The organism is Marinobacter sp. UBA3607, assembly GCF_002375525.1.
GTDB classification, from domain to species: Bacteria; Pseudomonadota; Gammaproteobacteria; order Pseudomonadales; family Oleiphilaceae; genus Marinobacter; species Marinobacter vinifirmus.
Window position 1 is genome coordinate 33,357 of sequence record NZ_DFLY01000012.1, and the last position, 21,577, is coordinate 54,933.

The following is a 21,577-nucleotide window of genomic DNA, read 5'->3' on the forward strand; positions in this document are numbered from 1 at the left end:
CCGCGCACCCGGGCTCCCTGGCCTACCGGAGTACCAGATGGACCTTGTCGAGTTTGAGAATGTAAGCATGCGTTACGGAGAGGATGGCCCGCTGGCGATCGAAAACATCTCCCTGAGCGTGAAAGAAAATGAGTTTGTGGCGGTGGTGGGCCCTTCGGGCTGTGGCAAGTCCACCCTGATGAAGCTGGTCACCGGGCTTGCGCCACCGAGCGATGGCTATGTCTATCTGGGGGGCAAGCAAGTGGCGGGCCCGCAGAAGGGTGTTGGCATGGCGTTCCAGGCCTCCAACCTGCTGCCGTGGCGCACGACCCTTGAAAACGTGCTGCTGCCACTTGAGATAGTGGCGGAGTACCGCCACAAGTTCCGCCGGGAAAAAACACAGTTCGAAGAACTGGGGCGCGCCCTGCTCAAGCGGGTTGGCCTTGCCGGCTGCGAACACAAATATCCCTGGGAGCTGTCCGGCGGCATGCAGCAGCGGGCGTCAATCTGCCGCGCACTGATCCACCGCCCCTCCCTGCTGATGCTGGACGAACCGTTTGGCGCACTGGATGCCTTCACCCGTGAGGAACTCTGGTGCATGGTCCGGGATTTATGGCAGGAAGAGCCCTTTACCGTGGTTCTGGTAACCCACGACCTTCGCGAAGCGGTTTTTCTGGCCGATACCGTATACGTCATGAGCAAGGGCCCGGGCCGGATACTGGTTCGCAAGCCGGTAAACCTGCCCCGGCCCAGAGAGCTTTCCGTCACCTACACCGATCCCTTTGCCGACCTGGTGTTCGAATTACGTGACCACATTGGCCGAATCCGGGAGGGATCCTGATGACCCTGGCTCAGCGCAAACGCCTGTTGATGAAAGCCTCGCCCTGGCTATTGCTCCTGTTTCTGGGGCTGTTCTGGGAGCTGCTTTGCTTTGCTTTCCAGATTCCTGACTACCTGTTTCCCGCCCCCACCGATATCTGGCGCTCCTGGCTGGAATACCGGCCACAAATCATTGAGCATGCCACCCAGACACTGTTCACCACCGTTGTCGGATTCGCCCTTGCCGTGGTATTCGGGCTGGTTCTGGGCATGCTGGTGGGTTCCTCACCGGTAATCTACAAGGCCGTCTATCCGTTGATGGTGGGCTTCAACAGCATCCCGAAAGTGGCTTTCGTGCCAGTGCTGGTAGTCTGGTTTGGCATTGGCACAGTGCCCGCCATACTCACCGCATTTCTGATCTCGTTCTTCCCGGTGGTGGTGAATATGGCCACCGGCCTGGCGACGCTGGAGCCAGAGCTGCAGGACGTTATGCGTTCGCTCGGCGCCAGCCGCATCGATATCCTGAAGAAAGTCGCCTTGCCCCGCTCCATGCCATACTTCTTCGCATCACTAAAGGTTGCTATCACCCTGGCCTTTGTCGGTTCGGTCATCTCTGAAACGGTAGCGTCCAACGTTGGCATCGGGTACCTGATGCTGTCGGCAAGCTCGACGATGGATATGGGGCTGGTGTTTGCAGGCCTGGTGGTGATCGGCGTCATGGGCGTGGTGATGTACGAACTCTTCGCACTGGTCGAGCGCCGGATGACCGGTTGGGCCACGCGCGGTTCCGACCCTGCGTTCTGAAACACACCCGCCAGTCAGCCAATAAAGAGCCCCATTGATCGGGGCTCTTTTGTCAGTGTCTGATCAGAATCGTTACTGCGGCAGTGCTGCCCCGACGCCTTCCACGAACCAGTTCATACCCGCCAGTTCCTGCTCGGTCATGGTCACCCCGTCTGCCACTTTCAGCTCGCCGGCCTGATCTTTCAAAGGACCGGTAAACGGATGCAGCTCTCCGGCGCCAATGGCATCAATCACCTGGTTCACGGCCTCCGACTGCTCCTCGCTCAGGCGATCGCTCAGGCCGATAATCTGGATCATATCCTCGTCAATGCCACCCCAGTGATCCTCTGGCACCCAGCTGTCATCCATGACCTTCTGAACCTGCTCAACGTAATAAGGCCCCCAGTTGTTGGCGACGGATAACAGGTGGGCCTCCTTGCCAAACTCCCGCATATCAGAAGCCTGCCCGACACCCCAGTTACCCCGGCGCAAGGCGGACATCAGAGGCGCAGGGCTGTCGGTGTGCTGAATAACCACATCGGCCCCCTGATCCATCATGGCGTTGGCAGCATCGGCCTCTTTGGCCGGATCAAACCAGGTGTTGGCCCACACCACCTTGATCTCGATATCGGGGTTCACCGACTTAGCCCCCAGATACACCGCGTTGATATCGCGAATGACTTCCGGAATCGGGAACGAGGCAATGTAACCCAGCACATTCGACTCGGTCACCAACCCGGCCGCCACTCCCGTTACATAACGCCCCTCGTAGGTCTTGGACAGATAGGTACCCACGTTATCCGCCTGCTTATAGCCGGTGGCATGCATGAAGGTGATATCAGGGAACTGTTCGGCAACCCGGATGGTGGGGTTCATAAAACCGAACGACGTGGTGAAGATAACGTCGTTGCCGGCCTGGGCCAGCATGCGGATGGTGCGCTCGGCGTCGGCACCTTCGGCCACGTTTTCCACATAGGTGGTTTGAACCTGGTCACCGAAGTGCGCCTCAACGGCTTTGCGGCCCAGATCGTGCTGGTAACTCCAGCCGTGATCCCCGATGGGGCCAACGTAGACAAATCCGATTTTCATCGGGTCTTCTGCCATTACGGAAGAAGATAAAGTCAGGGCAATGGCCGCTGCCAGACTGCGTTTCATGCTCATGCATCGTTCTCCTGAACCATTCTGAAGTTGTGTTGCACCGCCCTAAGCGGGTAACAACTTCAGATGGAGCAAAAAGCTGGCCAATTGTTCAGGTTTTTCAATACATTGTTTTTAATGCATTTTCCATTGTCGCTTTGCCAGAATTTAAAAGGCCTGCACTACACCGGTGCGCAACGCCACACCGACAGGCAAGCCCCGGGGCAATAATCACCAGCGATCCCTTTCCTCCTCGTCTGCCTTCTCCTGCTCCGCCTTACGCTCCCGAATCTTCTCCAGCTTTTCCTTGGGAATCTTCATATTGGCGCTATCACGCAAAAACAGCAGGCTGCCGACAACCAATGCGAATGCAGCGAAAAGAAATAGCCAGCCAATGAGCGGCATAATACGGTCTCCTTGAATATCGGCCTTTACGAACAGTAGCACAGCCGGTAAAGGCGCGCTCCCGTAGCCGTTTCCGCTATAATGCCCGGCCTGCTTACCTGAAACCGGAGTACTCCAGCCACCATGCGCCAGACCATCGACCTGACTGTTGAAAGCTCCCGGCTTGCGGTAGATGCGCTGGCGGAAGCATCCGGCCTGCCCAAGCAGCGCATCAAGGATGCCATGGCCAAGGGCGCCTGCTGGTGGACCCAGAAAGGCAAGCAGGTGCGGTTGCGGAAGGCCAAGCGGGAGCTGAAACCGGGCACTCGTATCCAGCTGTTCTATGATGACCAGGTTCTGGCGCGCCAACCGGAAGAACCCGAATTGCTGGAGAACAAAGGCCGTTACACTGTCTGGTTCAAGCCGCACGGGTTGCTGTCCCAGGGTTCGCAGTGGGGCGACCACTGCAGCTTGCTGCGTCTGGCTGAAACCGAACTGAACAAACCCTGTTTTCTGGTGCACCGGCTGGACGGGGATGCCGCGGGCATCATGTTGATCGCCCACGATGGTAAAGCCGCGGCAGCGCTGTCCCAACTTTTCTCCGGACGAACCATGACCAAGATCTACCGGGCCCGGGTAACCGGCAACCTGGTTGCCGACGACCTGCGGATCGACGCGCCCCTGGACGGCAAAGCCTCGGTCAGTCGCGTGACTACCCTCAGCTATGATGCAGATTCCGATACCACCGAGTTGGAAGTCCGCATCGAAACTGGCCGGAAACACCAGATACGGCGACACCTGTCCGGTATTGGTCACCCGATTGTCGGAGACAAACTTTACGGAACAGCAGATTCTGCCGGGCTGCAACTGACCGCAGTTGAACTGGCCTTCCACTGCCCGGTCACCGGCAGACCGGTATCTTTTGCGCTAACCAACCAGGTCTCATAAACAAAGAAGGCCAGCAACAATGCTGGCCTTCTTTGTGTGCAGTGGCGATCAGACCTTGTAGAAATGCCGGTACCAGTCCACGAAGTTGGCTATGCCCTCTTCCACGGTGGTGGACGGCTTGTAGTCCACATCATTGATCAGGTCATCTACATTGGCGTAGGTCGCCGGCACGTCACCGGGCTGCAGGGGCAGCAGGTTTTTCTCGGCCTTTTTGCCGACCCGCTCTTCGATGATCTCGATAAACCGGGACAGCTCCACCGGGTTATTGCTGCCAATGTTGTAGATGCGGTACGGCCCCTTGCTGGTGCCCGGGTCCGGCTGGGCACCGCTCCAGTCTTCGTTGGGCTGGGCGACGTTGTCCAGCGTACGGATGACACCCTCTACGATATCGTCGATGTAGGTGAAATCCCGCTTGTGATGGCCGTGGTTGAACACATCAATCGGTTCGCCCGCCAGGATCTTCTTGGTGAAGATAAACAGCGCCATATCCGGCCGGCCCCAGGGACCGTACACGGTAAAGAACCGCAGGCCGGTGGTGGGCAGGTTGTACAGGTGGCTGTAGGTATGAGCCATCAGCTCATTGGCCTTCTTGGAGGCCGCGTACAGGCTCAGGGGGTGGTCTACGTTGTCATGCACGGAGAACGGCATGGTCTCGTTAGCGCCGTATACCGAGCTGCTGGAGGCGTACACCAGGTGCTTCACGTCGTTATGGCGACAGCCTTCAAGGATATTCATAAAGCCAACCAGGTTGGCCTCTACGTAGGCGTGGGGGTTCTCCAGGGAATAGCGTACGCCGGCCTGGGCGGCCAGGTGCACCACCCGCTCGGGTTTGTGTTCCCGGAACAGGGCTTCCATAGCGGCCCGGTCTGCTACGTCCTGGCGCACTTCGGTGAACCCCGCCTTGCCGGTTAGCCGGGCCAGGCGAGCCTCTTTCAGGTTCACATCGTAATAGTCGTTTACGTTGTCCACGCCGATGACTTCATCACCGCGATCCAGCAGTCGATGGGCCAGGTGTGAGCCGATAAAACCGGCGGTTCCCGTAACGAGGATTTTCAAGATCTGTTCTCCATGAAAAATGGCGCCCGGAGGCGCCTTTTAATGCTTGCTCAGAAGGTGAAGCCGACGCTGGCGAAGGGGCCGGAGAGCTCCACGTCCAGCTTGTCGTCGTCATCTTCGTAGTCAATCGCCATTTCGCGGTAGCCTGCACGCAGCTGCAGCATGGCAATCTCGAACTGGCCATACACGTTCACATCGTGCAGGGAGTCGCCGCTGTAGCTTACAAAGTTACCGTCAGCGCCAACAGACACACCGGTAAACGGCAGGTCGAAACGGGCGGCCAGGTAGCCCATGGGTACAACGGCATCGACGGTGGTTGTACTCACGCGGCCACCAACAGCCGTGTCGCGCACCACCAGCTCACCATCAAACTTGCGAGCGGTCAGGCCGAGATCCAGGTTTACCCAGTTATCCAGCACTTCGTAGTAGAAGGTGGCATCCAGTTGGTCGAGATCCAGATCGGAGTTAACGTCGGCGTTGATGATGTCATCAAAGCCTTCGGGACCAATCTTACCGCTACCACTCTGGGAAATGCTGGTGTAGTTCACCCGTACATTCGGCAGCAGAGGTACCGGATGTTCGAAGTAAGCCGTGAAGTTGGCATTGCTGTCGCTGTCCATATTGAGGTCATTCTCGATGTCAACGGCAGAGCCTTTGTTCACCACCTCACCGGAGAAATCGGAATCCCAGTAGCTTACGTTTGCGCCCACGCCCAGAATGTCGGCATTGGCCAACGGGGCCGCCAGTACCAGCGAACCACCTACAGCAATCATCAACTTACGCATACATCACCTTTCTGCTTGTTGTGCTTTATTCAGTCAAAGTTGATGCCAAGACGGCGACCAACTTCCTCATAGGTTTCGATGACATCACCAAGCCCTTGACGGAAACGGTCCTTGTCCATCTTCTTGCGGGTTTCCTTGTCCCAGATACGGCAGCCGTCGGGGCTGAACTCGTCACCCAGTACAATCTCGCCACCGCTGCGGCCGAATTCCAGCTTGTAGTCCACCAGCAGCATGCCGGCGTCATCAAACAGGGCCTTCAGTACGTCGTTCACCTTGTAGGTGAGCTCTTTCATCCTGGCCAGTTCCTGCTCGCCGGCCCAGCCGAAGCTGACCGCCAGGGATTCGTTTACCATCGGATCGTGCAGGGCATCGTTCTTCAGGAACAGTTCGAACGTGGGCGGATTCAGCTCCTGGCCTTCGTCTACACCCAGGCGACGGCACAGGCTGCCGGCGGAAATATTGCGAACCACGCACTCCACCGGAATCATGTCCAGCTTCTTGACCAGTGATTCGGTATCAGACAGCAGACCCTCGAAGTGAGTCGGCACACCGGCTGCTTCCAGCTTCTCCATGATGAAGGCGTTGAACTTGTTGTTCACCATGCCTTTGCGGTTCAGCTGTTCTTTCTTCTCGCCGTCAAAGGCCGAGGTGTCATCCCGGAATACCAGAACAAAACGCTCGGGGTCGTCAGTGCGATATACGGATTTTGCCTTGCCGGCGTAGAGTTCTTCACGCTTTTCCATTGGGGTCTCCAAACGCGGGCGACCTGTCAGCCGCCCCGTTGATCAATACAGTTGTTCAAACAAACGGGTGAGCAAGTCAGATGCGCTGTACTCACCCGTGTAGTTGTCCTGCTGCTCGGCCGTTACAAACACGGCGTCGTCTTGCTGCTCAACCCGCACAGTATGGGTGTGAGTGGGTTCGTCTTTACTGCTGAACCAGGAGAACCAGCCAGGCGAGCGCTCGTCTTCGGTGCGGAAATCCACCTGGAACCAACCGGCGCTGCGGTTAAGGTCCATCACCTCAGCGTCGATATCGGTCAGGGACCGGTTTACCTCAGCCCAGGTCCGGCCGTAATCCAGCTCTACCCTCACCGCAGTGGCAACGTCGCCTTCCGACAACAATCGCACCAAAGGCTCGGCTACCATGCCGGATGCTGCCCGGGAGAAGGACTTGTTGTCTTCACGGGCTTTCAGGAACTCGCCCAGTTCACCCAGCAGGGCTTTCTGGCGCTCCAGGGCCGATTCAGAACCGGCAGCACCGTCATCCCAGCTGACCAGGCCCTCAGGGTTCTCTGCCAGTTCAACCGTGCGGACACGAATCTCGGTGGTCTTGCGGCGGATACCCGGAGCCAGGCGGGTCTGTACCAGCACGCGCGGCTCGTCGGCGGCCGGGGTGTTATCCAGGCCGAGAAGCTCACGGCTGCGCTTGCTGAAATTAGCCAGCTCACTCTGCATAACGCCCAGCTGCGGGCTGTCGTAGGCCATGCCCAGGCCAGACTGGTTCATCCAGGCGCTGACCACAGGCCACAGCCGGCCCGGCACTTCGTTCACCAGCAGCCAGGCCCGACCATCCAGCTCTTCGATCACATAGTTCTGATCGAGAATTTCGGAGGTCATGTCCGGGGGCTTGGGAATCGACGACGGATACATCCGGCGGGAATCATCGGTATTGATGCTCCGTACCGGCATGATTTCAGAAAAACGGGACTGGTCTGCGCTCTCCGGGATTTCAATGGGCTGCCCTTCGGGCGCATCCACGTAGCGCTGGGAACGGTCTTCCAGCAAGCTGCAACCAGCCAGGCTGGTTACAAGCAGAATCCCGGCCACTGGCCGGGACATCTGCGGGGTTTTACTGCGGGCTCGTGCAAGAAACTGCATCGGCAACTCCGGTTAGCGGGTGGTTCTTACGGCTTCAGAGAACACCAGCGGCTCTGAGGGCGTCTTCCACCTCGCCGTGGAACTTCTCGCTGAGCGGTGTCAGCGGCAATCGGATGCCTTCACCAATCATGCCCATGCGCTGCAAGGCCCATTTCACCGGAATCGGATTGGCTTCCAGGAACAGCTTGCGGTTCAGCGGCATCAGCAGCTCGTTAAGGCGAGCGGTTTCGCCCTGATCACCGGCAACCGCCGCTTCACACAGCTGGGACATGGCTTTCGGAGCCACGTTCGCGGTTACCGAAACGTTACCCTTGGCGCCGGCCAGCATCAGGTCTGCTGCGGTAGCGTCGTCACCGGAGTAAACCGCCAGGCGGCCTTTAACGGCCTCGATCAGTTCGCTGCCGCGGGGAATGTTACCGGTGGCGTCTTTAATACCGACAATATTGGGAATGTCAGCCAGGCGCTCAACGGTCTCGTTCAACATGTCGCAGGCGGTACGGCCCGGCACGTTGTACAGAATCTGGTTCATGCCCGGTACAGCTTCGGCGATGGTCTTGAAGTGCTGGTACAGGCCTTCCTGGGTCGGCTTGTTGTAGTATGGCACCACAAGCAGACAGGCATCGGCACCCAGTTTGTGGGCTTCAGTGGTCAGTTCGATCGCTTCGCGCGTACTATTACCACCGGTACCGGCAATCACAGGAATCCGGCCGGCCACCCGTTTTATGATATGCCCGATAACCCGACAATGCTCTTTCGGGTCCAGGGTTGCGGATTCGCCGGTGGTACCCACAGCAACAATACCGTGAGTGCCGTTTTCGATGTGAAAGTCCACCAGTTTGTCCAAATCCTCCCAGTGAATCTCACCGTCTGGATGCATGGGCGTGACCAGTGCGACAAGGCTACCCGTAATCATAAAAGCTCCGTCCGAATAAAACCGATATGGTAATGTTGGGCTCGTAACGACACAAGGGAATTCAAGGAGAACTCATGTCATCTGTAGCATTGAACCAACCCATCCCTGATTTTGAAGCCTCGGCCACCGGTGAACAGGTCATCCGGCCAGCCGACCTCAAGGGCAAAAACATCGTTATCTATTTCTACCCGAAAGACAATACACCCGGCTGCACCACCGAGGGCCAGGACTTCCGCGATCGCATGTCACAGTTCGCGGAGCTGGACACCGAAATCTTCGGTGTTTCCCGGGATGGCCTGAAGGCTCACGAGAACTTCCGGGCGAAATACGATTTCCCCTTTCACCTGATCTCAGACAAAGATGAAACCCTGTGCAAGCTGTTTGACGTCATCAAACTGAAAAAGCTCTACGGCAAGGAGCACCTTGGCATCGAACGCAGCACCTTCCTGTTCGACAAGAAAGGTGTGCTGCGCCAGGAGTGGCGGGGCGTAAAAGTGCCCGGCCACGTTGACGAAGTGCTCGAGGCCGTCAAGGCGCTCTGAATCAGGTTTCCTGTGCCGGTGCGGGTATGTCTTCCTGCACCGGCCACGCGGCAAACACGGCTTTCAGCATGGTTGCCAGCGGAATCGCAAAGAACACACCCCACAAGCCCCAGATACCTCCGAAGAACAGTACCGCCACGATAATGGCCACCGGGTGCAGGTTGTTAACCTCTGAAAACAGTACCGGAACAAGCACGTTGCCATCCAGCGCCTGGATAATGCCGTAAACCACCATGATCCAGATAAACTGGCTGCTCCAGCCAAAGGCGAACAAGCCGATAACGGCGACCGGCACGGTCACCACGGCGGCACCGATGTAGGGAATCACCACGCTCAGCCCCACCAGCAAAGAGAGCAGCGCCGCATAGGGCATGCCCAGCAACTTGAACGCCACGTAGGTGGTCCCGCCAACGATCAGGATTTCCACGGCTTTACCGCGCACATAGTTGGCACACTGCAGGTTAACTTCGTGCCAGATACGAACCATCATCGGGCGTTGCGGCGGCAGCAGGCGGCCAATGGAATTGACGATGAGCTCCCGGTCTTTCAGGAAGAAAAACACCAGGATCGGCACCAGCACCATATAAATCAGCAAGGCCACCAGATCCGGAATACTGGAAAGCGAGAAAGACACCAGCCACTGGGTTGCGTGCCCTACTTCCGCAGAGATTTCCGCGTAAATCAGGTTCACCGCCTCTTCGGATACCAGGTGAGGATATTCCTGCGGCAACAGTGAAAGATACGACTGCAGCTCCCGGATAATCCGGGGCGCTTCGCCGGCCAGGGTGCTCACCTGCGTCCAGATAAGCGGCAGCAGGCCGAAGATAAACCCGATCAGCACGCCCATAAACACCAGGAACACCGAAATAACCGCAACCGTCTGGGGAACCCCCATGCGATTCAGCTTGGACACCAGCCCTTGCAGGATAAAAGCGACAATCAGTGATGCAATGGCCGGGGCCAGCATGGCACCGAACCAGATGACGAAAATTGTTCCGGTCACCAGCAGCAAAAACAGGATGACCGCTTCTTCGTCCGAGAAATACTTGTGGGCCAGGCCCCGTAAAATTCTGACCATGAAAATCTCCGGAAATTAACCGCCGCACTCTATCATGAAACGATAGACGCCATTACTCTCCGATTGGCTGACAAGCCGGTGGGGCGACATGGCAACATAGGCGGGAATGTCCCGGTTAGAGCCGGCATCGGTAGCCAGCACTTCCAGCTGCTCACCCGGCGACATGCCGTTGAGCTCAAGCTTGGTCTTCAGTAACGGCATCGGGCAGCGCAGGCCGCTTGCGTCCAGACTTCGGTCAGCCATAAGAAAAAGTTACCATTAACATTCAGTCAGTATTCAGGCACGCATTATGCCGGTGGTGTTACCCTATTGCACCTCAAGAGTTGGTAATCCAAACCAGAACTTCGAAGGGCACCACTGGTCTAACGGCCATCTGAAACCGGGGCAGTATCGGAATCCATGACGCACTCCAAAAATCGCCGAAGCAGATCGCGTTCAAGCCTGGCCCTGACCCTGGCCGCCAGCCTGCTGACCACACCGGCTGCGCTGACCGCCAATAACTCCACACTGCCCAGCATTGGCGGCAGCGGTGGCCTGATTTCCGGCCAGCAGGAGGCCGACATCGGCCAGCAGGTGATGACCTCCATCCGGCGCTCGGCCCCGCAGATCCAGGATCCGCTGGTTTACGACTATCTCAGTTCAATGATTTACCGGCTGGTGCCCTCGGCTCCGCTGGATGATCGCAATCTCAGCCTGGCACTGATCGACAGCCCTGCCCTGAACGCCTTTGCCGTGCCCGGCGGTATCGTTGGCGTGAATGGCGGGCTGTTTTTGAACGCCGCCACCGAGCAGCAGTTTGCTTCGGTACTGGCCCACGAACTGGCGCACCTGAGCCAGCGTCACTTTGCCCGGCGCATGCAGCAGCAGGAAACCAGCGCACCGCTGACCCTTGCCGGTATGATTGCGGGCATTGTGTTATCGGCAGTGACCCAGTCCGACATCGGCATTGCCGCCATTGCCGGCACCCAGGCCATCTCCATGCAGAACATGCTGGCCTACAGTCGATCCCACGAACAGGAAGCTGACCGTGTGGGCCTGGACATCCTGGCCAGCGCCGGCATGGATCCGCGGGGCATGCCGGAAATGTTCGAGATCATGATGCGCCAGAACCGCCTGCAAGGTAACCGGCTGCCGGAATACCTTTCCACGCACCCCCTCACCCAGAGCCGGGTAGCCGACACCCGCAACCGGGCCGAGCAATACCCTGACGAACGAGTGCGGGATGGCCAGGAATACCACCTTGTCCGCAGCCGCCTGCAGGTGCACTACGCCCAATCCCCGGAGATTGCGATCGAAACCTTCGAGGCCTACCTGAACCGGGACGACGCCCAGCGCAACGATGCCATCCGCTATGGCCTGGCCGTGGCCTACCACGAAGCCAGGCAGTACCAGAAGGCAGAAAACATCCTGAGAGAACTGCTGGAAGACAATCCGGGGCGCATCACGTTTCAGGTCTCCCTGGCCGAAACACAAATCAGCCAGCAGCGCTTTGCCGAGGCCAGGAATCTGTTGCAGGGTGCGCTGTCACGCAATCCGGGCAACTACCCGATCAGCATGATGCTGGCCAGCGCCGAAATCGGTGACGGTAACGGCTCTGCAGCAGCGTCTGTACTCAGGGATATGAGCCGACAATATCCGCACCAGGAACAGGTCTGGCTGCGACTGGCAGAAGCAGAAGGTATGGCCCGCAATATTGTGGGCGTGCATCGGGCGCGGGCAGAGTATGAGGTACTGATGGGAGACTGGCGTGCGGCCCAGCGCCAATTGCGCCAGGCCCAGGAACTGCTGCCGGCCGGGTCTACCGAACGGCAGGTGATCAATCAGCGCCTGGGCGAAATTGCCAGCCGCCTTCAGGAGGCCCGCCAGTAAGAACGGGCAAGGCTGAAATCAGGCGTTGCCTGCGGCCTTCAGGTTCATATTGGCGGTAAAGTCCAGCATACGGCGCAGGGGGCGCAGGGCATCCTCGCGCAATGCATCGTCTACCAGCACTTCCTGGTCACCGGTTTCCAGGACATGCAGCAGGTTCTCGAGCCCATTCATGGCCATCCAGGGGCAATGAGCACAGCTGCGGCAGGTAGCGCCGTTTCCGGCAGTCGGGGCTTCAATCAAAGTCTTGTTCGGCGCCAGCTGCTGCATCTTGTAGAAGATACCGTTGTCGGTGGCGACAATGAACTCTTCATTCGGCAGGGTCTGCACCGCGTTAATCAGCTGGGACGTTGAACCCACCACATCCGCCATCTGCACCACGGCATCCGGTGATTCCGGGTGCACCAGCACGGCGGCATCCGGATACAGGGCCTTGAGATCTTCCAGGCCACGGAACTTGAATTCCTCGTGCACAATGCAGGAGCCGTCCCACAGCAGCACATCGGCGCCCGTGGTTTTCTGCACGTAGTGGCCAAGGTGTTTGTCTGGCGCCCACAGGATTTTCTCGCCCCGGGCATCCAGGTGCTCAACAATAGCCTGGGCACAGCTGGAGGTAACCACCCAGTCTGCCCTCGCCTTCACGGCCGCCGAAGTATTGGCGTAGACCACCACGGTCCGGTCCGGATGCTGGTCGCAGAACTCGGAGAACTCGTCCGCAGGGCAGCCCACGTCCAGCGAGCAGGTCGCTTCCAGGGTGGGCATAAGCACACGCTTTTCCGGATTAAGGATCTTGGCGGTCTCACCCATGAAGCGGACGCCTGCCACCACAACCGTAGACGCGGGATGCTGGTTGCCAAAGCGGGCCATTTCCAGCGAGTCTGCCACACAACCACCGGTTTCCTCAGCCAGTCGCTGGATGTCCGGGTCTGTGTAGTAATGCGCAACCAGCACGGCATCCTTCTCCTTGAGGGCATCTTTGATGCGCGCCTCGAGGTCGGCCTTTTCACTGTCGCTCAAAGGCTTGGGCTCGGCCTGGTGGGCCAGGTGTTCCTGAACAAGGATACGGTCTTGCGCTCGTGTCATCGCTGGATCTCTGAAATACGTTTACCGCCAGAGTATATCACTTCCCCACCGCATTTCATCGGCCTGCAATATACCCGTGATAAAGCCCTGAGTGGCAGCCGGGGCTGATTAAAAGATGGTGGCCCGACAGGCAAAAAAAAAAGAGCCCGAAGGCTCTTTTTTTCAACCGAATCGCCCTGAGGCACTCCGGTTTGTTGGTGGGTCGTGAAGGATTCGAACCTTCGACCAATTGGTTAAAAGCCAACTGCTCTACCAACTGAGCTAACGACCCGTAACTGTTTTGCCGGCTTTTCATCCGGCGAACACCCGCGTTGGTTTCGGGCATTCTGTGTTTGGTGGGTCGTGAAGGATTCGAACCTTCGACCAATTGGTTAAAAGCCAACTGCTCTACCAACTGAGCTAACGACCCAAACGAGGCGCACATATTACTGAATTTTTTTTGGTGATCAACCCCTTTTTTCGGGAATCTTTATATTTTTTTCCTGACTGATCACCGGACAACCAGATCGTTCAATGTGCGATCAACTTCCTGCACTGTCCAGGTATTTTTTAGCCAGGTCTGCGGCAGACGACTGCGGATAACGATCGATCACGCTCTGCATCCGGCGCACGGCTTCGTCTTTCTCACCCAGCCGATCCAGCGCGACACCCAGCTTGTAGACCGCATCTGGCGCTTTGCGGTGATCACTGTAGCGGGTTGCCACAAGCGTGAACGCCTGCTTGGCCTGCTCGGGCTGCGGCTTTGCCAGATAAACCTCACCGAGCCAGTAATAGGCATTCACGGTAAGGTCGCCTTCGGGATACTTGTCGACAAAGTCATACAGCCGTGAAATGGCGGTGTCGTAGTCTTTGTCGTTACGGATCAGGCTGATGATCTCGTCATACGCCTGTTTCTCGTCCGCTTCCGGAGACCGGTAAACCTTCACCGGCTGTACCGGCTGCGAGCCACTGCCCCCTGAAGCGTTCGCGGCCCCGCCTGAACTTGCGGCAGCAGGCTCAGGGCGCGCCTCGATCGCCTTGGAGAGATCCAGGATACGCTGATCCAGGTCGACGTACCGATCCCGGCCCTGCTGTTGCAACCGGTTAATTTCATGCTGCTGCTCTTCAACCCGGCCCTGCAGGCGGCGAACATCGCCCTGCAACTGCTGGATCATATAGAACAGTTCGGCACTGCTCTGGGAGGAGACATTCGACGACTGTGCCTGAACGACTCCCGCCAGGCCAAGGCCCAGCGGGATCAGCACGGTCGCCATGAGCTGTTTTCTCATGGGCCCGTCCGGTTAATCAGAAGGTTTACTGGAAAATCAACTCTACGCGACGGTTCTGCGCCCGGGCGCTGTCGGAAGTGCCACGTACAGCCGGCTTCTCTTCTCCGTAGCTTACGGTTTCCATCTGGCCACGGGAAGCCCCGTTCACAATCAGGAAACGCTGGATAGCATTGGCACGGCGCTCACCAAGGGCCAGGTTGTACTCCTTGGTACCGCGGTCATCGGCGTGGCCTTCCAGGCGAACCTGCTGGCGCGGGTTGTCGGCCAGGTAGCGGGCGTGGGCAACCAGCACGTCACGGGCTTCCTGCTTGATTTCGGAAGTATCGAAATCGAAGTAGAAGGTCGTGATATCACGCAGGGCCTGCTGCTCGGCCTGCTCACGGGCAGCCTGGCGCTCTTCGTCGCTCAGAACACCGGAGGAAACGCCATCGCCATCGTCGCCACCATACACCGTGGAGCCGTCATCACCGCCGATAGCCTGGACGTCAGAACCGTAGGCTTCGTCTTCCATGTTTTCGCCGGTGGAGCTACAGCCTGCTACCAGTCCGGCAGAAAGCACCATAGCGAACACTTTTGTTGAGAATGACAGTTTCATACTTCCTTTCCCTCTTTTTGAGTTTGCTTAAATCAGTTTTTCTGCCCGCGCTAACAGCCTCAGCGGGTGATCGGCCCCCAGGCCGGTTCTCTTACATCGCCATCGGCCGCAGGCAGGCTGTAGGCCGCACCGCCGTCGGCAGAAACAACGGTCAACACGCTGGCTCCGTTCTGGCCGGTGGCATAGATCAGCAGTCGGCCATTGGGCGACACGCTGGGTGATTCATCCGATTCGGTACGGGTGATGATGCTTTCGTCACCGGTTTTCAGGTTGGTGCGGGCAATGTGGAATGCCCGGTCCCGCTGGTGCACGTAATACACGTACTCACCCTTGTTATCCGGCCGCGGCCGCGCGTTGTAGCGACTGCCGAAGGTGATCCGGCGCGGCTCGGCACCCGGGCGCTCCATGAAGTAGATCTGCGGGCCACCGGAACGGTCCGAGGTAAAGTAAATGCCCTTGTTGGCATAGTCCCAGGCCGGCTCGGTGTCGATGGCCCAGTGGTTGGTCAGCTTGGTGGTTTTCCGGCTGGCCAGGTCCATCTGGTAGATTTCCGCATTGCCGTCACGGGACAGGGTCATCAACAGGGACTTGCCGTCTTCCGACCAGGCCGGGGCCGAGTTCAGGCCGGAGAAATCCGCTACCTTGTCCCGCTGCCCGGAAGACAGCTCGTGCACATAGATGGCGGGCTTGCCGGTTTCGAACGACACATAGGCCAGTTTCTTGCCGTCCGGCGACCAGGCCGGAGACAGAATCGGCTCACGGCTTTCCAGCCGGATTTTTGCCCGCTTGCCGTCCACGTCACTGACCTGGAGCCGGTAACGCATCTGGTCGCCCTCACCGCTCACCGTCACATAGGCGAGCTTGGTGGAGAACACGCCCGGCTCTCCGGTAATGGCTTCGTAAATGCGGTCGCTGATGTGATGCGCCAGGGTGCGGACGCTGCCAACACCGGCAGCTGCGGTCTCACCCAGGATCCGCTTCTCCTGGTTTACATCAAACAGTTCATAGCGGGCCTGAACCCTGTCGCCACTGCGGGTCAGTTCGCCTACCAGCACATAGCGCTGGCCGAGCATGCGCCAGTCCCGGAAGTACACATCCGAACCCTTCGATGGCAGGCTCAGCATTTTCGAGGGCTCAAGCGTGCGGAACTCACCGCTCATGGTGAGGTCGCCTTGTACGATACTGCTCACCTTGTCGCCCGGCGGCATGGCGCCGCTTTCGGCAAACGGCACAACCGACACCGGAATGGCCGAGTTCGCCCCTTCGGTTATCCGGATCAGCAGCTCGGCGCTGGCGTTACCTGCCGACAGCATCATCGCTGCCAGCCAGCCGGTCAGGAGCATTTTCACGGTTGTTTTATGGCAACTCGTTTTTTGTGTCATATCAGTCCCTGGCCTCACCGCAGGCGTTGCGGATTGAATTCAATCGTAAACTGGCGGAAGTACCGCTCGAAAGTATCCCTGTCGTCCGGCACCGGGTAGCGGTTAAGCGAGCGGGCCGCACCCAGCGCCGAGTTATCGAATGCTGTATTGCCACTACTGCTGACCAGCCGCACATTGGCGAGTTCCCCGGTCGGCAACAGGGTAATCTGTAGCCTGGCCACCATGTTCTCTGTGGCGGAAGACGGCGGATACCAGGCCTGGCTCAGACGGTCCCGAATCAGGGCCTGGTATTTTTCGCTGTCACTGAGCTTCTGGGCTTCCCGGGCTCGTGCCGCTGCCGCCTCCTGCTGGCGCCGTGCTTCTGCCTCCCGCTCCTGGCGGGCCTGCTCAGCCAGCGCTTCCAGCTGCTGTTCTTTCAGGCGGCGCTCGGCTTCTTTGCGCTTACGCTCCGCCTCTTCCCGGGCTTGCTGTTCCTGGCGCTGGCGTTCGGCCTCCTCACGGCGGCGCTGCTCTTCTTCCGCCTTACGCTTAGCCTCTTCGCGGGCACGCTGCTCCTGCTCGGCTTTCTGGCGAGCACGCTCCTTCGCCTCGGCTACCGCTTTCTGGCGGGCGGCTTCTTTCTCGCGAGCCTGTTGCTCGGCCAGCTCCCGGGCTTTCGCCTCCTGCTGTTTGCGCTCCTGCTCTCGCTTGCGAGCCTGCTCTTCGGCCTCTTTGCGCCTGGCTTCTTCCTGTTGCCGTTTGCGCTCGGCTTCCGCTTGCTGCCGCTCTTTCTCTTCCTGCAAGCGACGCTCTTCTTCCTTGTCGCGCTGATCCTGCTCGTCGACCACCGGGCTGGGCTTGGGCTCGGGGCTTACCAGCCTTGCCGAGATACTGCGGGGCTCCGGTTCCTGTACAGGATTGGTCCACGACCAGCCTGCCAGGGCAATCACCAGAAGCAACACATGCAGTGCCACCGATAACACAACCGGCGACTTCCACGGCGGCGTATCGGTACTGATCGTTTCCCGTTCGTGACCTATCACAACTCGTTCGCCACCTTGTTACGGGTTAGTGTCGGGCATGTCTGTGATAAGTCCAACGCCGCTGGCGCCGGCCGCCTGCAGTGCCGCCATCAGGCGCACCACAACACCGTAATCCACAAACTCGTCCCCGCGTACCATGATTTCACTGTTGGCCCGCTGGGAAAGAATCTTCGCCACCTGGTCGGTCACTTCGTCCAGCGACATCGGATCGCCGCCACGATCACCCACTTCCAGGTAATAGGCGCCATTGGCATCCACAGACACGGTAATGGATTCCACGTCTTTGTCCTGCTGGATCGGGTCAGACGTGGTTTCCGGCAAATCCACCTTCACCCCCTGGGTGAGCATGGGCGCCGTCACCATAAAGATCACCAGCAGCACCAGCATTACGTCAATGTAGGGCACCACGTTGATTTCCGACATCGGCCTGCGCCGCTGCTGGGGCATCATTCCCATGCCTTTCATACCGCTTCTCCCCTTTGCCCGGTGTCAGCCATCAGCCTGCGGCCTGGTCGCTGTTGTGAACCCGGCGATGCAGGATGCTGGAGAATTCCTCCGCGAAGGTCTCGTAGTTCTTCAGCAAGGCATCAGACATAGCGGCGAACCGGTTGTAGGCAATAACCGCCGGAATCGCGGCAAAAAGACCCATGGCGGTGGCGATCAGGGCTTCGGAAATGCCCGGCGCAACCGTAGCCAGGGTTGCCTGCTGAACTTGCGCCAGGCCCCGGAAGGAGTTCATGATGCCCCAAACGGTACCGAACAGGCCCACGTAGGGACTGGTGGAACCCACCGTGGCCAGGAACGGCAAATGGGTTTCGAGCCGCTCCTGCTCCCGGGAGAAGGCCACCCGCATGGCGCGCTGGGCACCTTCCATGACCGCATCTGCGTCCCGGCTTTGCTGGCGCAGGCGGGAAAATTCCTTGAAACCTGACCGGAACACCGCCTCCATGCCGGAGTACGGCGTGGGATCTGAGCTTACTTCCTTGTACAGCTGGCCCAGGTCCATCCCAGACCAGAACCTTTCTTCAAAGGCCAGCTGCGCACGCTTGGCCTTGCGAAACACCTGCAGGCGCTGAAAGATTAAAGCCCAGGACATAACCGAGGCTGCCACCAGCAACAACATAACCAGTTGCACCAGTACCCCGGCGTTCGCAATCAGATGCCAGACTGAAAGTTCCGCTTCCACTATCTACTCCCGACCAAGTTTATATTTTTCAATTCGTTACGCGGAGTTCTTAAGAATCTCCAACATGTTTTCCGGCAAGCGGCGGGGCTTCCCGGTATCCAGTGCAATACACGCCACCCGCACTTCTGCCTCACACAATAACTCCCGGCTCTCCGCCTTCAGTACCTGCTGGCGAAAGCTCATCCATACCCGGGACGATGCCACCGGCTCGGCAGTAACCAGCAGCTGGTCATCCAGCTTTGCCGGCGTCCGGTAATGGATGTTCATGCGCTGCACTACGTAGCTGATGTTGTCCTCAAGGCCAGCCCGAAGGCCCACACCCCGGCTGCGAACCCATTCGGTTCGTGCCCGCTCCATGTAGTGCAGGTACTTGGCGTGGAAAACAATACCACCGGCATCCGTATCTTCTATATACACCCTGATAGGTAGTTCGAAGATATTCGGGCTGTTCTCAGTCAAAACGATCTTCCTCCCTACCGGATTTCGGCGGCACCACACCGAAATGCTGGTAGGCGTTGGAGGTCACCATACGCCCCCGGGGAGTGCGCACCATGTAGCCTTGCTGGATCAGGAACGGTTCCAGCACATCCTCGATGGTGCCCCGCTCCTCGCTGATTGCTGCCGCCAGGCTCTCTACGCCCACCGGGCCACCATCAAACTTTTCGATCATCGCCAGTAACAGGCGGCGGTCCATGTGATCAAAGCCCTGGCTGTCTACTTTCAGCATATTCAGGGCCTGGTCGGCGATATCGGCGGTGATATGGCCGTCTGACCGAACTTCCGCGAAGTCCCGCACCCGGCGCAGCAGCCGGTTGGCAATCCGTGGTGTGCCCCGGGAGCGGCGGGCAATCTCGAAGGCACCGGACTCATCAATTTTCACTGACGACAGGCGGGCCGAACGGATGATGATGTGGGTAAGGTCCTGGGTGTTATAGAACTCAAGCCGCTGCACAATGCCAAAGCGATCCCGCAACGGCGAAGTCAGCAGGCCGGCACGGGTGGTGGCACCCACCAGCGTGAACGGTGGCAAGTCCAGCTTGATGGAGCGGGCGGCCGGCCCTTCTCCGATCATGATATCCAGCTGGTAGTCTTCCATGGCCGGATACAGCACTTCTTCAACCGCAGCGCTCAGGCGATGAATCTCGTCGATAAACAGGACATCGCCTTCTTCCAGATTGGTGAGCATGGCGGCCAGGTCGCCGGCTTTCTCCAGCACCGGTCCGGAGGTGGTCTTGATGGACACCCCCATCTCGTTGGCAATGATGTTGGCCAGCGTGGTTTTACCCAGCCCCGGCGGGCCGAAGATCAACACGTGGTCCAGGGCTTCCTGCCGGGCACGGGCGGCAGAAATGAAGATCTCCATCTGTTCACGGACACTGGGCTGGCCAACATACTCGGATAGCAGCGTAGGCCGGATGGCCCGGTCCTGTACTTCCTCGTAGTCTCCGGCTGTCGCCGATATCAGTCGGTCCGATTCAATCATGGCATTATCCGCTTGCTGGGAATAAACAACGTGCCCATTGGTTGCCCCTGAATTCCAGGTTGCACCAATTGTACAAAGGGCTTGGTTCGAGTCACGTTACGCTCTCTACACAATAGTGTCATGGAGCGACACAAAAAAGCCGGGACATCACCCGGCCGGTATCATGTTCTTCAGGGCAAGCCGTATCAGCATTTCGCTGGTCATCTCCGGCTCGGCCACCTTGCTGATGGCCTTTGCCGCTTCCTGGGGTTTGTAGCCCAGGGCAATCAGGGCCGCTTCCGCTTCGTCCCGCGGGTCCGGGCCTGTTGGCGGTTGATTACCAGGGCCCCCGGATGCAGCCGGGGTGTCCGGCATCGCCGGCACAAACTGCCCTTCCAGCTGTCCGATACGGTCCGCCATCTCGATCAGCAGTCGCTCTGCCGTCTTTTTGCCGACGCCGGGCAGTTTCACCAGGGCGTTGACGTCTTTCACTTCCACGCAGCGGATAAACTGCTGCGCATCCAGGCCGGAGAGTATGCCTACCGCCAGCTTGGGGCCTACACCGTTGACCTTGATCAGCAGGCGGAACAAATCACGGTCGAGCCGTGAGGCAAAGCCGAACAGGCTCTGGGCATCTTCCCGCACCGCAAAATGGGTGTGCAGGGTGACTTCCTGGCCTGCATCCGGAAGATGAAAAAAGGTGGTGTAGGGAATGTCGATTTCGTAACCCAGGCCGGAGCATTCCACCAGAACGTGCCCCGGCGCCTTCTCCAGCAATATTCCTCGAATACGACCAATCAAAGCAGGACTCCTGTAGCTGTTGCCAGCCGGTTATTGTTGTCGCACACGCCCGCTACGCACCTTGCCACCAGACCGTGCCAGCTTCATGACACTCTGATTCATATGGGCATGGCAAAGGGCAATGGCCAGGGCATCGGCAGCATCGGCCTGAGGCTTGCGGGACAACCCCAGCAGCGCCTGTACCATATGCTGCACCTGGGACTTGTCCGCACCACCGGTACCCACCACCGCCTGCTTGACCTGCCGGGCCGAGTACTCGTGTACCGCCAGGCCGCTGTTGGCAGCGCTGACAATGGCCGCTCCCCTGGCCTGCCCCAGTTTCAGGGCGGAATCCGGGTTGCGGGCCATGAACACCTGCTCGATGGCAAATTCTTCAGGGCGATACTCGCCGATGAGAAGCGCAAGGCTTTGGAAGATGGTTTGCAGACGCTCGGCCATGGGCTTTTCCCCCACCCGGATGCAGCCGCTGTCGATGTACTCGATGGTGCGACCTTCAACGCGGATGATGCCGTAACCGGTAATTCGGGAACCGGGGTCTACCCCCAGGATGATTGCCATCCGTCTGCCCTCGGAAGTGGGAGAGTGTGGCCAGGCCGGAGGTGGCGCAC

General features: G+C 58.8%; 25 protein-coding genes and 2 tRNA genes. 5 read left to right on the forward strand and 22 right to left on the reverse strand.

Annotated features, from left to right (window positions below):
- The first annotated feature begins 37 nt into the window (after window positions 1–37).
- Together B2589_RS04495 and B2589_RS04500 are read left to right on the forward strand one after the other, a co-directional pair.
- Complete coding sequence (locus B2589_RS04495) at window positions 38–820, forward strand: ABC transporter ATP-binding protein (protein WP_022989086.1); 783 nt, start codon at window positions 38–40, stop codon at window positions 818–820.
- A complete protein-coding gene (locus B2589_RS04500; RefSeq protein ID WP_022989087.1) occupies window positions 820–1,602 on the forward strand; it encodes an ABC transporter permease in 783 nt (260 codons plus the stop codon). The genes B2589_RS04495 and B2589_RS04500 overlap by 1 nt, the downstream gene beginning before the upstream one ends.
- Window positions 1,603–1,674: 72 nt before the next feature.
- Here the strand turns inward: B2589_RS04500 and B2589_RS04505 are convergent, their stop codons facing one another.
- On the reverse strand, window positions 1,675–2,742 hold the full coding sequence (locus B2589_RS04505) for a BMP family ABC transporter substrate-binding protein (RefSeq protein ID WP_228285881.1): 1,068 nt from the start codon (window positions 2,740–2,742) through the stop codon (window positions 1,675–1,677).
- Window positions 2,743–2,949: 207 nt separating this feature from the next.
- Complete coding sequence (locus B2589_RS04510) at window positions 2,950–3,123, reverse strand: DUF2897 family protein (protein WP_022989089.1); 174 nt, start codon at window positions 3,121–3,123, stop codon at window positions 2,950–2,952.
- A 123-nt stretch (window positions 3,124–3,246) separates the two neighbouring features.
- Here B2589_RS04510 and B2589_RS04515 point away from each other — a divergent pair, with 123 nt between their 5' ends.
- A complete protein-coding gene (locus B2589_RS04515; RefSeq protein WP_286815744.1) occupies window positions 3,247–4,050 on the forward strand; it encodes an RluA family pseudouridine synthase in 804 nt (267 codons plus the stop codon).
- 48 nt (window positions 4,051–4,098) lie between these two features.
- Here B2589_RS04515 and B2589_RS04520 read toward each other — a convergent pair whose 3' ends face one another.
- From B2589_RS04520 to dapA, 5 genes are read right to left on the reverse strand one after another with little or no spacing between them, the layout of a single operon-like run.
- Window positions 4,099–5,106 carry an NAD-dependent epimerase gene (locus B2589_RS04520; RefSeq protein ID WP_286815745.1) on the reverse strand — a complete coding sequence of 336 codons (1,008 nt, stop codon included), beginning with the start codon at window positions 5,104–5,106 and terminating at the stop codon, window positions 4,099–4,101.
- A gap of 50 nt (window positions 5,107–5,156) precedes the next feature.
- Window positions 5,157–5,891, reverse strand: a complete 735-nt coding sequence (locus B2589_RS04525) for a TIGR04219 family outer membrane beta-barrel protein (protein ID WP_286815746.1) — start codon at window positions 5,889–5,891, stop codon at window positions 5,157–5,159.
- Window positions 5,892–5,920: 29 nt separating this feature from the next.
- Entirely contained in the window at window positions 5,921–6,634 is a 714-nt protein-coding gene (gene purC, locus B2589_RS04530; RefSeq protein ID WP_286815747.1) for a phosphoribosylaminoimidazolesuccinocarboxamide synthase, read from the reverse strand.
- 42 nt (window positions 6,635–6,676) lie between these two features.
- The gene (gene bamC / locus B2589_RS04535) at window positions 6,677–7,771 is read right to left on the reverse strand and encodes an outer membrane protein assembly factor BamC (RefSeq protein WP_286815748.1); all 1,095 of its coding nucleotides are present in this window, start codon (window positions 7,769–7,771) and stop codon (window positions 6,677–6,679) included.
- Window positions 7,772–7,805: 34 nt separating this feature from the next.
- Entirely contained in the window at window positions 7,806–8,684 is an 879-nt protein-coding gene (gene dapA, locus B2589_RS04540; RefSeq protein WP_058340732.1) for a 4-hydroxy-tetrahydrodipicolinate synthase, read from the reverse strand.
- Between the two features lie 74 nt (window positions 8,685–8,758).
- Here dapA and B2589_RS04545 point away from each other — a divergent pair, with 74 nt between their 5' ends.
- Entirely contained in the window at window positions 8,759–9,226 is a 468-nt protein-coding gene (locus B2589_RS04545; protein WP_286815749.1) for a peroxiredoxin, read from the forward strand.
- A 1-nt stretch (window position 9,227) separates the two neighbouring features.
- Here the strand turns inward: B2589_RS04545 and B2589_RS04550 are convergent, their stop codons facing one another.
- Window positions 9,228–10,304: an AI-2E family transporter gene (locus B2589_RS04550; protein WP_058340730.1), complete on the reverse strand. Its 1,077-nt coding sequence runs from the start codon at window positions 10,302–10,304 to the stop codon at window positions 9,228–9,230.
- A gap of 15 nt (window positions 10,305–10,319) precedes the next feature.
- Window positions 10,320–10,547, reverse strand: coding sequence for a sulfurtransferase TusA family protein (locus B2589_RS04555; protein WP_058340729.1), 228 nt, complete (start codon window positions 10,545–10,547; stop codon window positions 10,320–10,322).
- A 156-nt stretch (window positions 10,548–10,703) separates the two neighbouring features.
- Here B2589_RS04555 and B2589_RS04560 point away from each other — a divergent pair, with 156 nt between their 5' ends.
- A complete protein-coding gene (locus B2589_RS04560; protein WP_286815750.1) occupies window positions 10,704–12,173 on the forward strand; it encodes a M48 family metalloprotease in 1,470 nt (489 codons plus the stop codon).
- Window positions 12,174–12,191: 18 nt separating this feature from the next.
- Here the strand turns inward: B2589_RS04560 and nadA are convergent, their stop codons facing one another.
- The 13 genes from nadA to ruvC all read right to left on the reverse strand — a co-directional run bounded on the left by nadA (window position 12,192) and on the right by ruvC (window position 21,527).
- Window positions 12,192–13,253 (reverse strand): quinolinate synthase NadA, encoded by a 1,062-nt coding sequence (gene nadA, locus B2589_RS04565; protein WP_094624156.1) that lies wholly within the window; start codon window positions 13,251–13,253, stop codon window positions 12,192–12,194.
- A gap of 195 nt (window positions 13,254–13,448) precedes the next feature.
- Window positions 13,449–13,524 (reverse strand) — tRNA-Lys (locus B2589_RS04570).
- A 62-nt stretch (window positions 13,525–13,586) separates the two neighbouring features.
- A tRNA-Lys gene (locus B2589_RS04575) sits at window positions 13,587–13,662 on the reverse strand.
- Window positions 13,663–13,774: 112 nt separating this feature from the next.
- Window positions 13,775–14,521 (reverse strand): tol-pal system protein YbgF, encoded by a 747-nt coding sequence (ybgF, locus tag B2589_RS04580; protein ID WP_286815751.1) that lies wholly within the window; start codon window positions 14,519–14,521, stop codon window positions 13,775–13,777.
- Between the two features lie 25 nt (window positions 14,522–14,546).
- Window positions 14,547–15,116 carry a peptidoglycan-associated lipoprotein Pal gene (gene pal, locus B2589_RS04585; RefSeq protein ID WP_058340725.1) on the reverse strand — a complete coding sequence of 190 codons (570 nt, stop codon included), beginning with the start codon at window positions 15,114–15,116 and terminating at the stop codon, window positions 14,547–14,549.
- A 59-nt stretch (window positions 15,117–15,175) separates the two neighbouring features.
- Window positions 15,176–16,459 carry a Tol-Pal system beta propeller repeat protein TolB gene (gene tolB / locus B2589_RS04590; RefSeq protein WP_058340981.1) on the reverse strand — a complete coding sequence of 428 codons (1,284 nt, stop codon included), beginning with the start codon at window positions 16,457–16,459 and terminating at the stop codon, window positions 15,176–15,178.
- A 53-nt stretch (window positions 16,460–16,512) separates the two neighbouring features.
- A complete protein-coding gene (tolA, locus tag B2589_RS04595; RefSeq protein ID WP_286815752.1) occupies window positions 16,513–17,520 on the reverse strand; it encodes a cell envelope integrity protein TolA in 1,008 nt (335 codons plus the stop codon).
- A gap of 18 nt (window positions 17,521–17,538) precedes the next feature.
- On the reverse strand, window positions 17,539–17,985 hold the full coding sequence (gene tolR / locus B2589_RS04600; protein WP_022989105.1) for a protein TolR: 447 nt from the start codon (window positions 17,983–17,985) through the stop codon (window positions 17,539–17,541).
- Between the two features lie 31 nt (window positions 17,986–18,016).
- On the reverse strand, window positions 18,017–18,706 hold the full coding sequence (tolQ, locus tag B2589_RS04605; protein ID WP_286815753.1) for a protein TolQ: 690 nt from the start codon (window positions 18,704–18,706) through the stop codon (window positions 18,017–18,019).
- A gap of 36 nt (window positions 18,707–18,742) precedes the next feature.
- Window positions 18,743–19,165, reverse strand: coding sequence for a tol-pal system-associated acyl-CoA thioesterase (gene ybgC / locus B2589_RS04610; protein WP_094624160.1), 423 nt, complete (start codon window positions 19,163–19,165; stop codon window positions 18,743–18,745).
- Window positions 19,158–20,189, reverse strand: a complete 1,032-nt coding sequence (ruvB, locus tag B2589_RS04615; protein ID WP_058340722.1) for a Holliday junction branch migration DNA helicase RuvB — start codon at window positions 20,187–20,189, stop codon at window positions 19,158–19,160. Before ruvB ends, ybgC begins: the two co-directional genes overlap by 8 nt.
- Before the next feature lie 147 nt (window positions 20,190–20,336).
- The gene (ruvA, locus tag B2589_RS04620; RefSeq protein ID WP_058340721.1) at window positions 20,337–20,969 is read right to left on the reverse strand and encodes a Holliday junction branch migration protein RuvA; all 633 of its coding nucleotides are present in this window, start codon (window positions 20,967–20,969) and stop codon (window positions 20,337–20,339) included.
- Between the two features lie 30 nt (window positions 20,970–20,999).
- Entirely contained in the window at window positions 21,000–21,527 is a 528-nt protein-coding gene (gene ruvC, locus B2589_RS04625) for a crossover junction endodeoxyribonuclease RuvC (protein ID WP_022989110.1), read from the reverse strand.
- Between the last annotated feature and the right edge of the window lie 50 nt (window positions 21,528–21,577).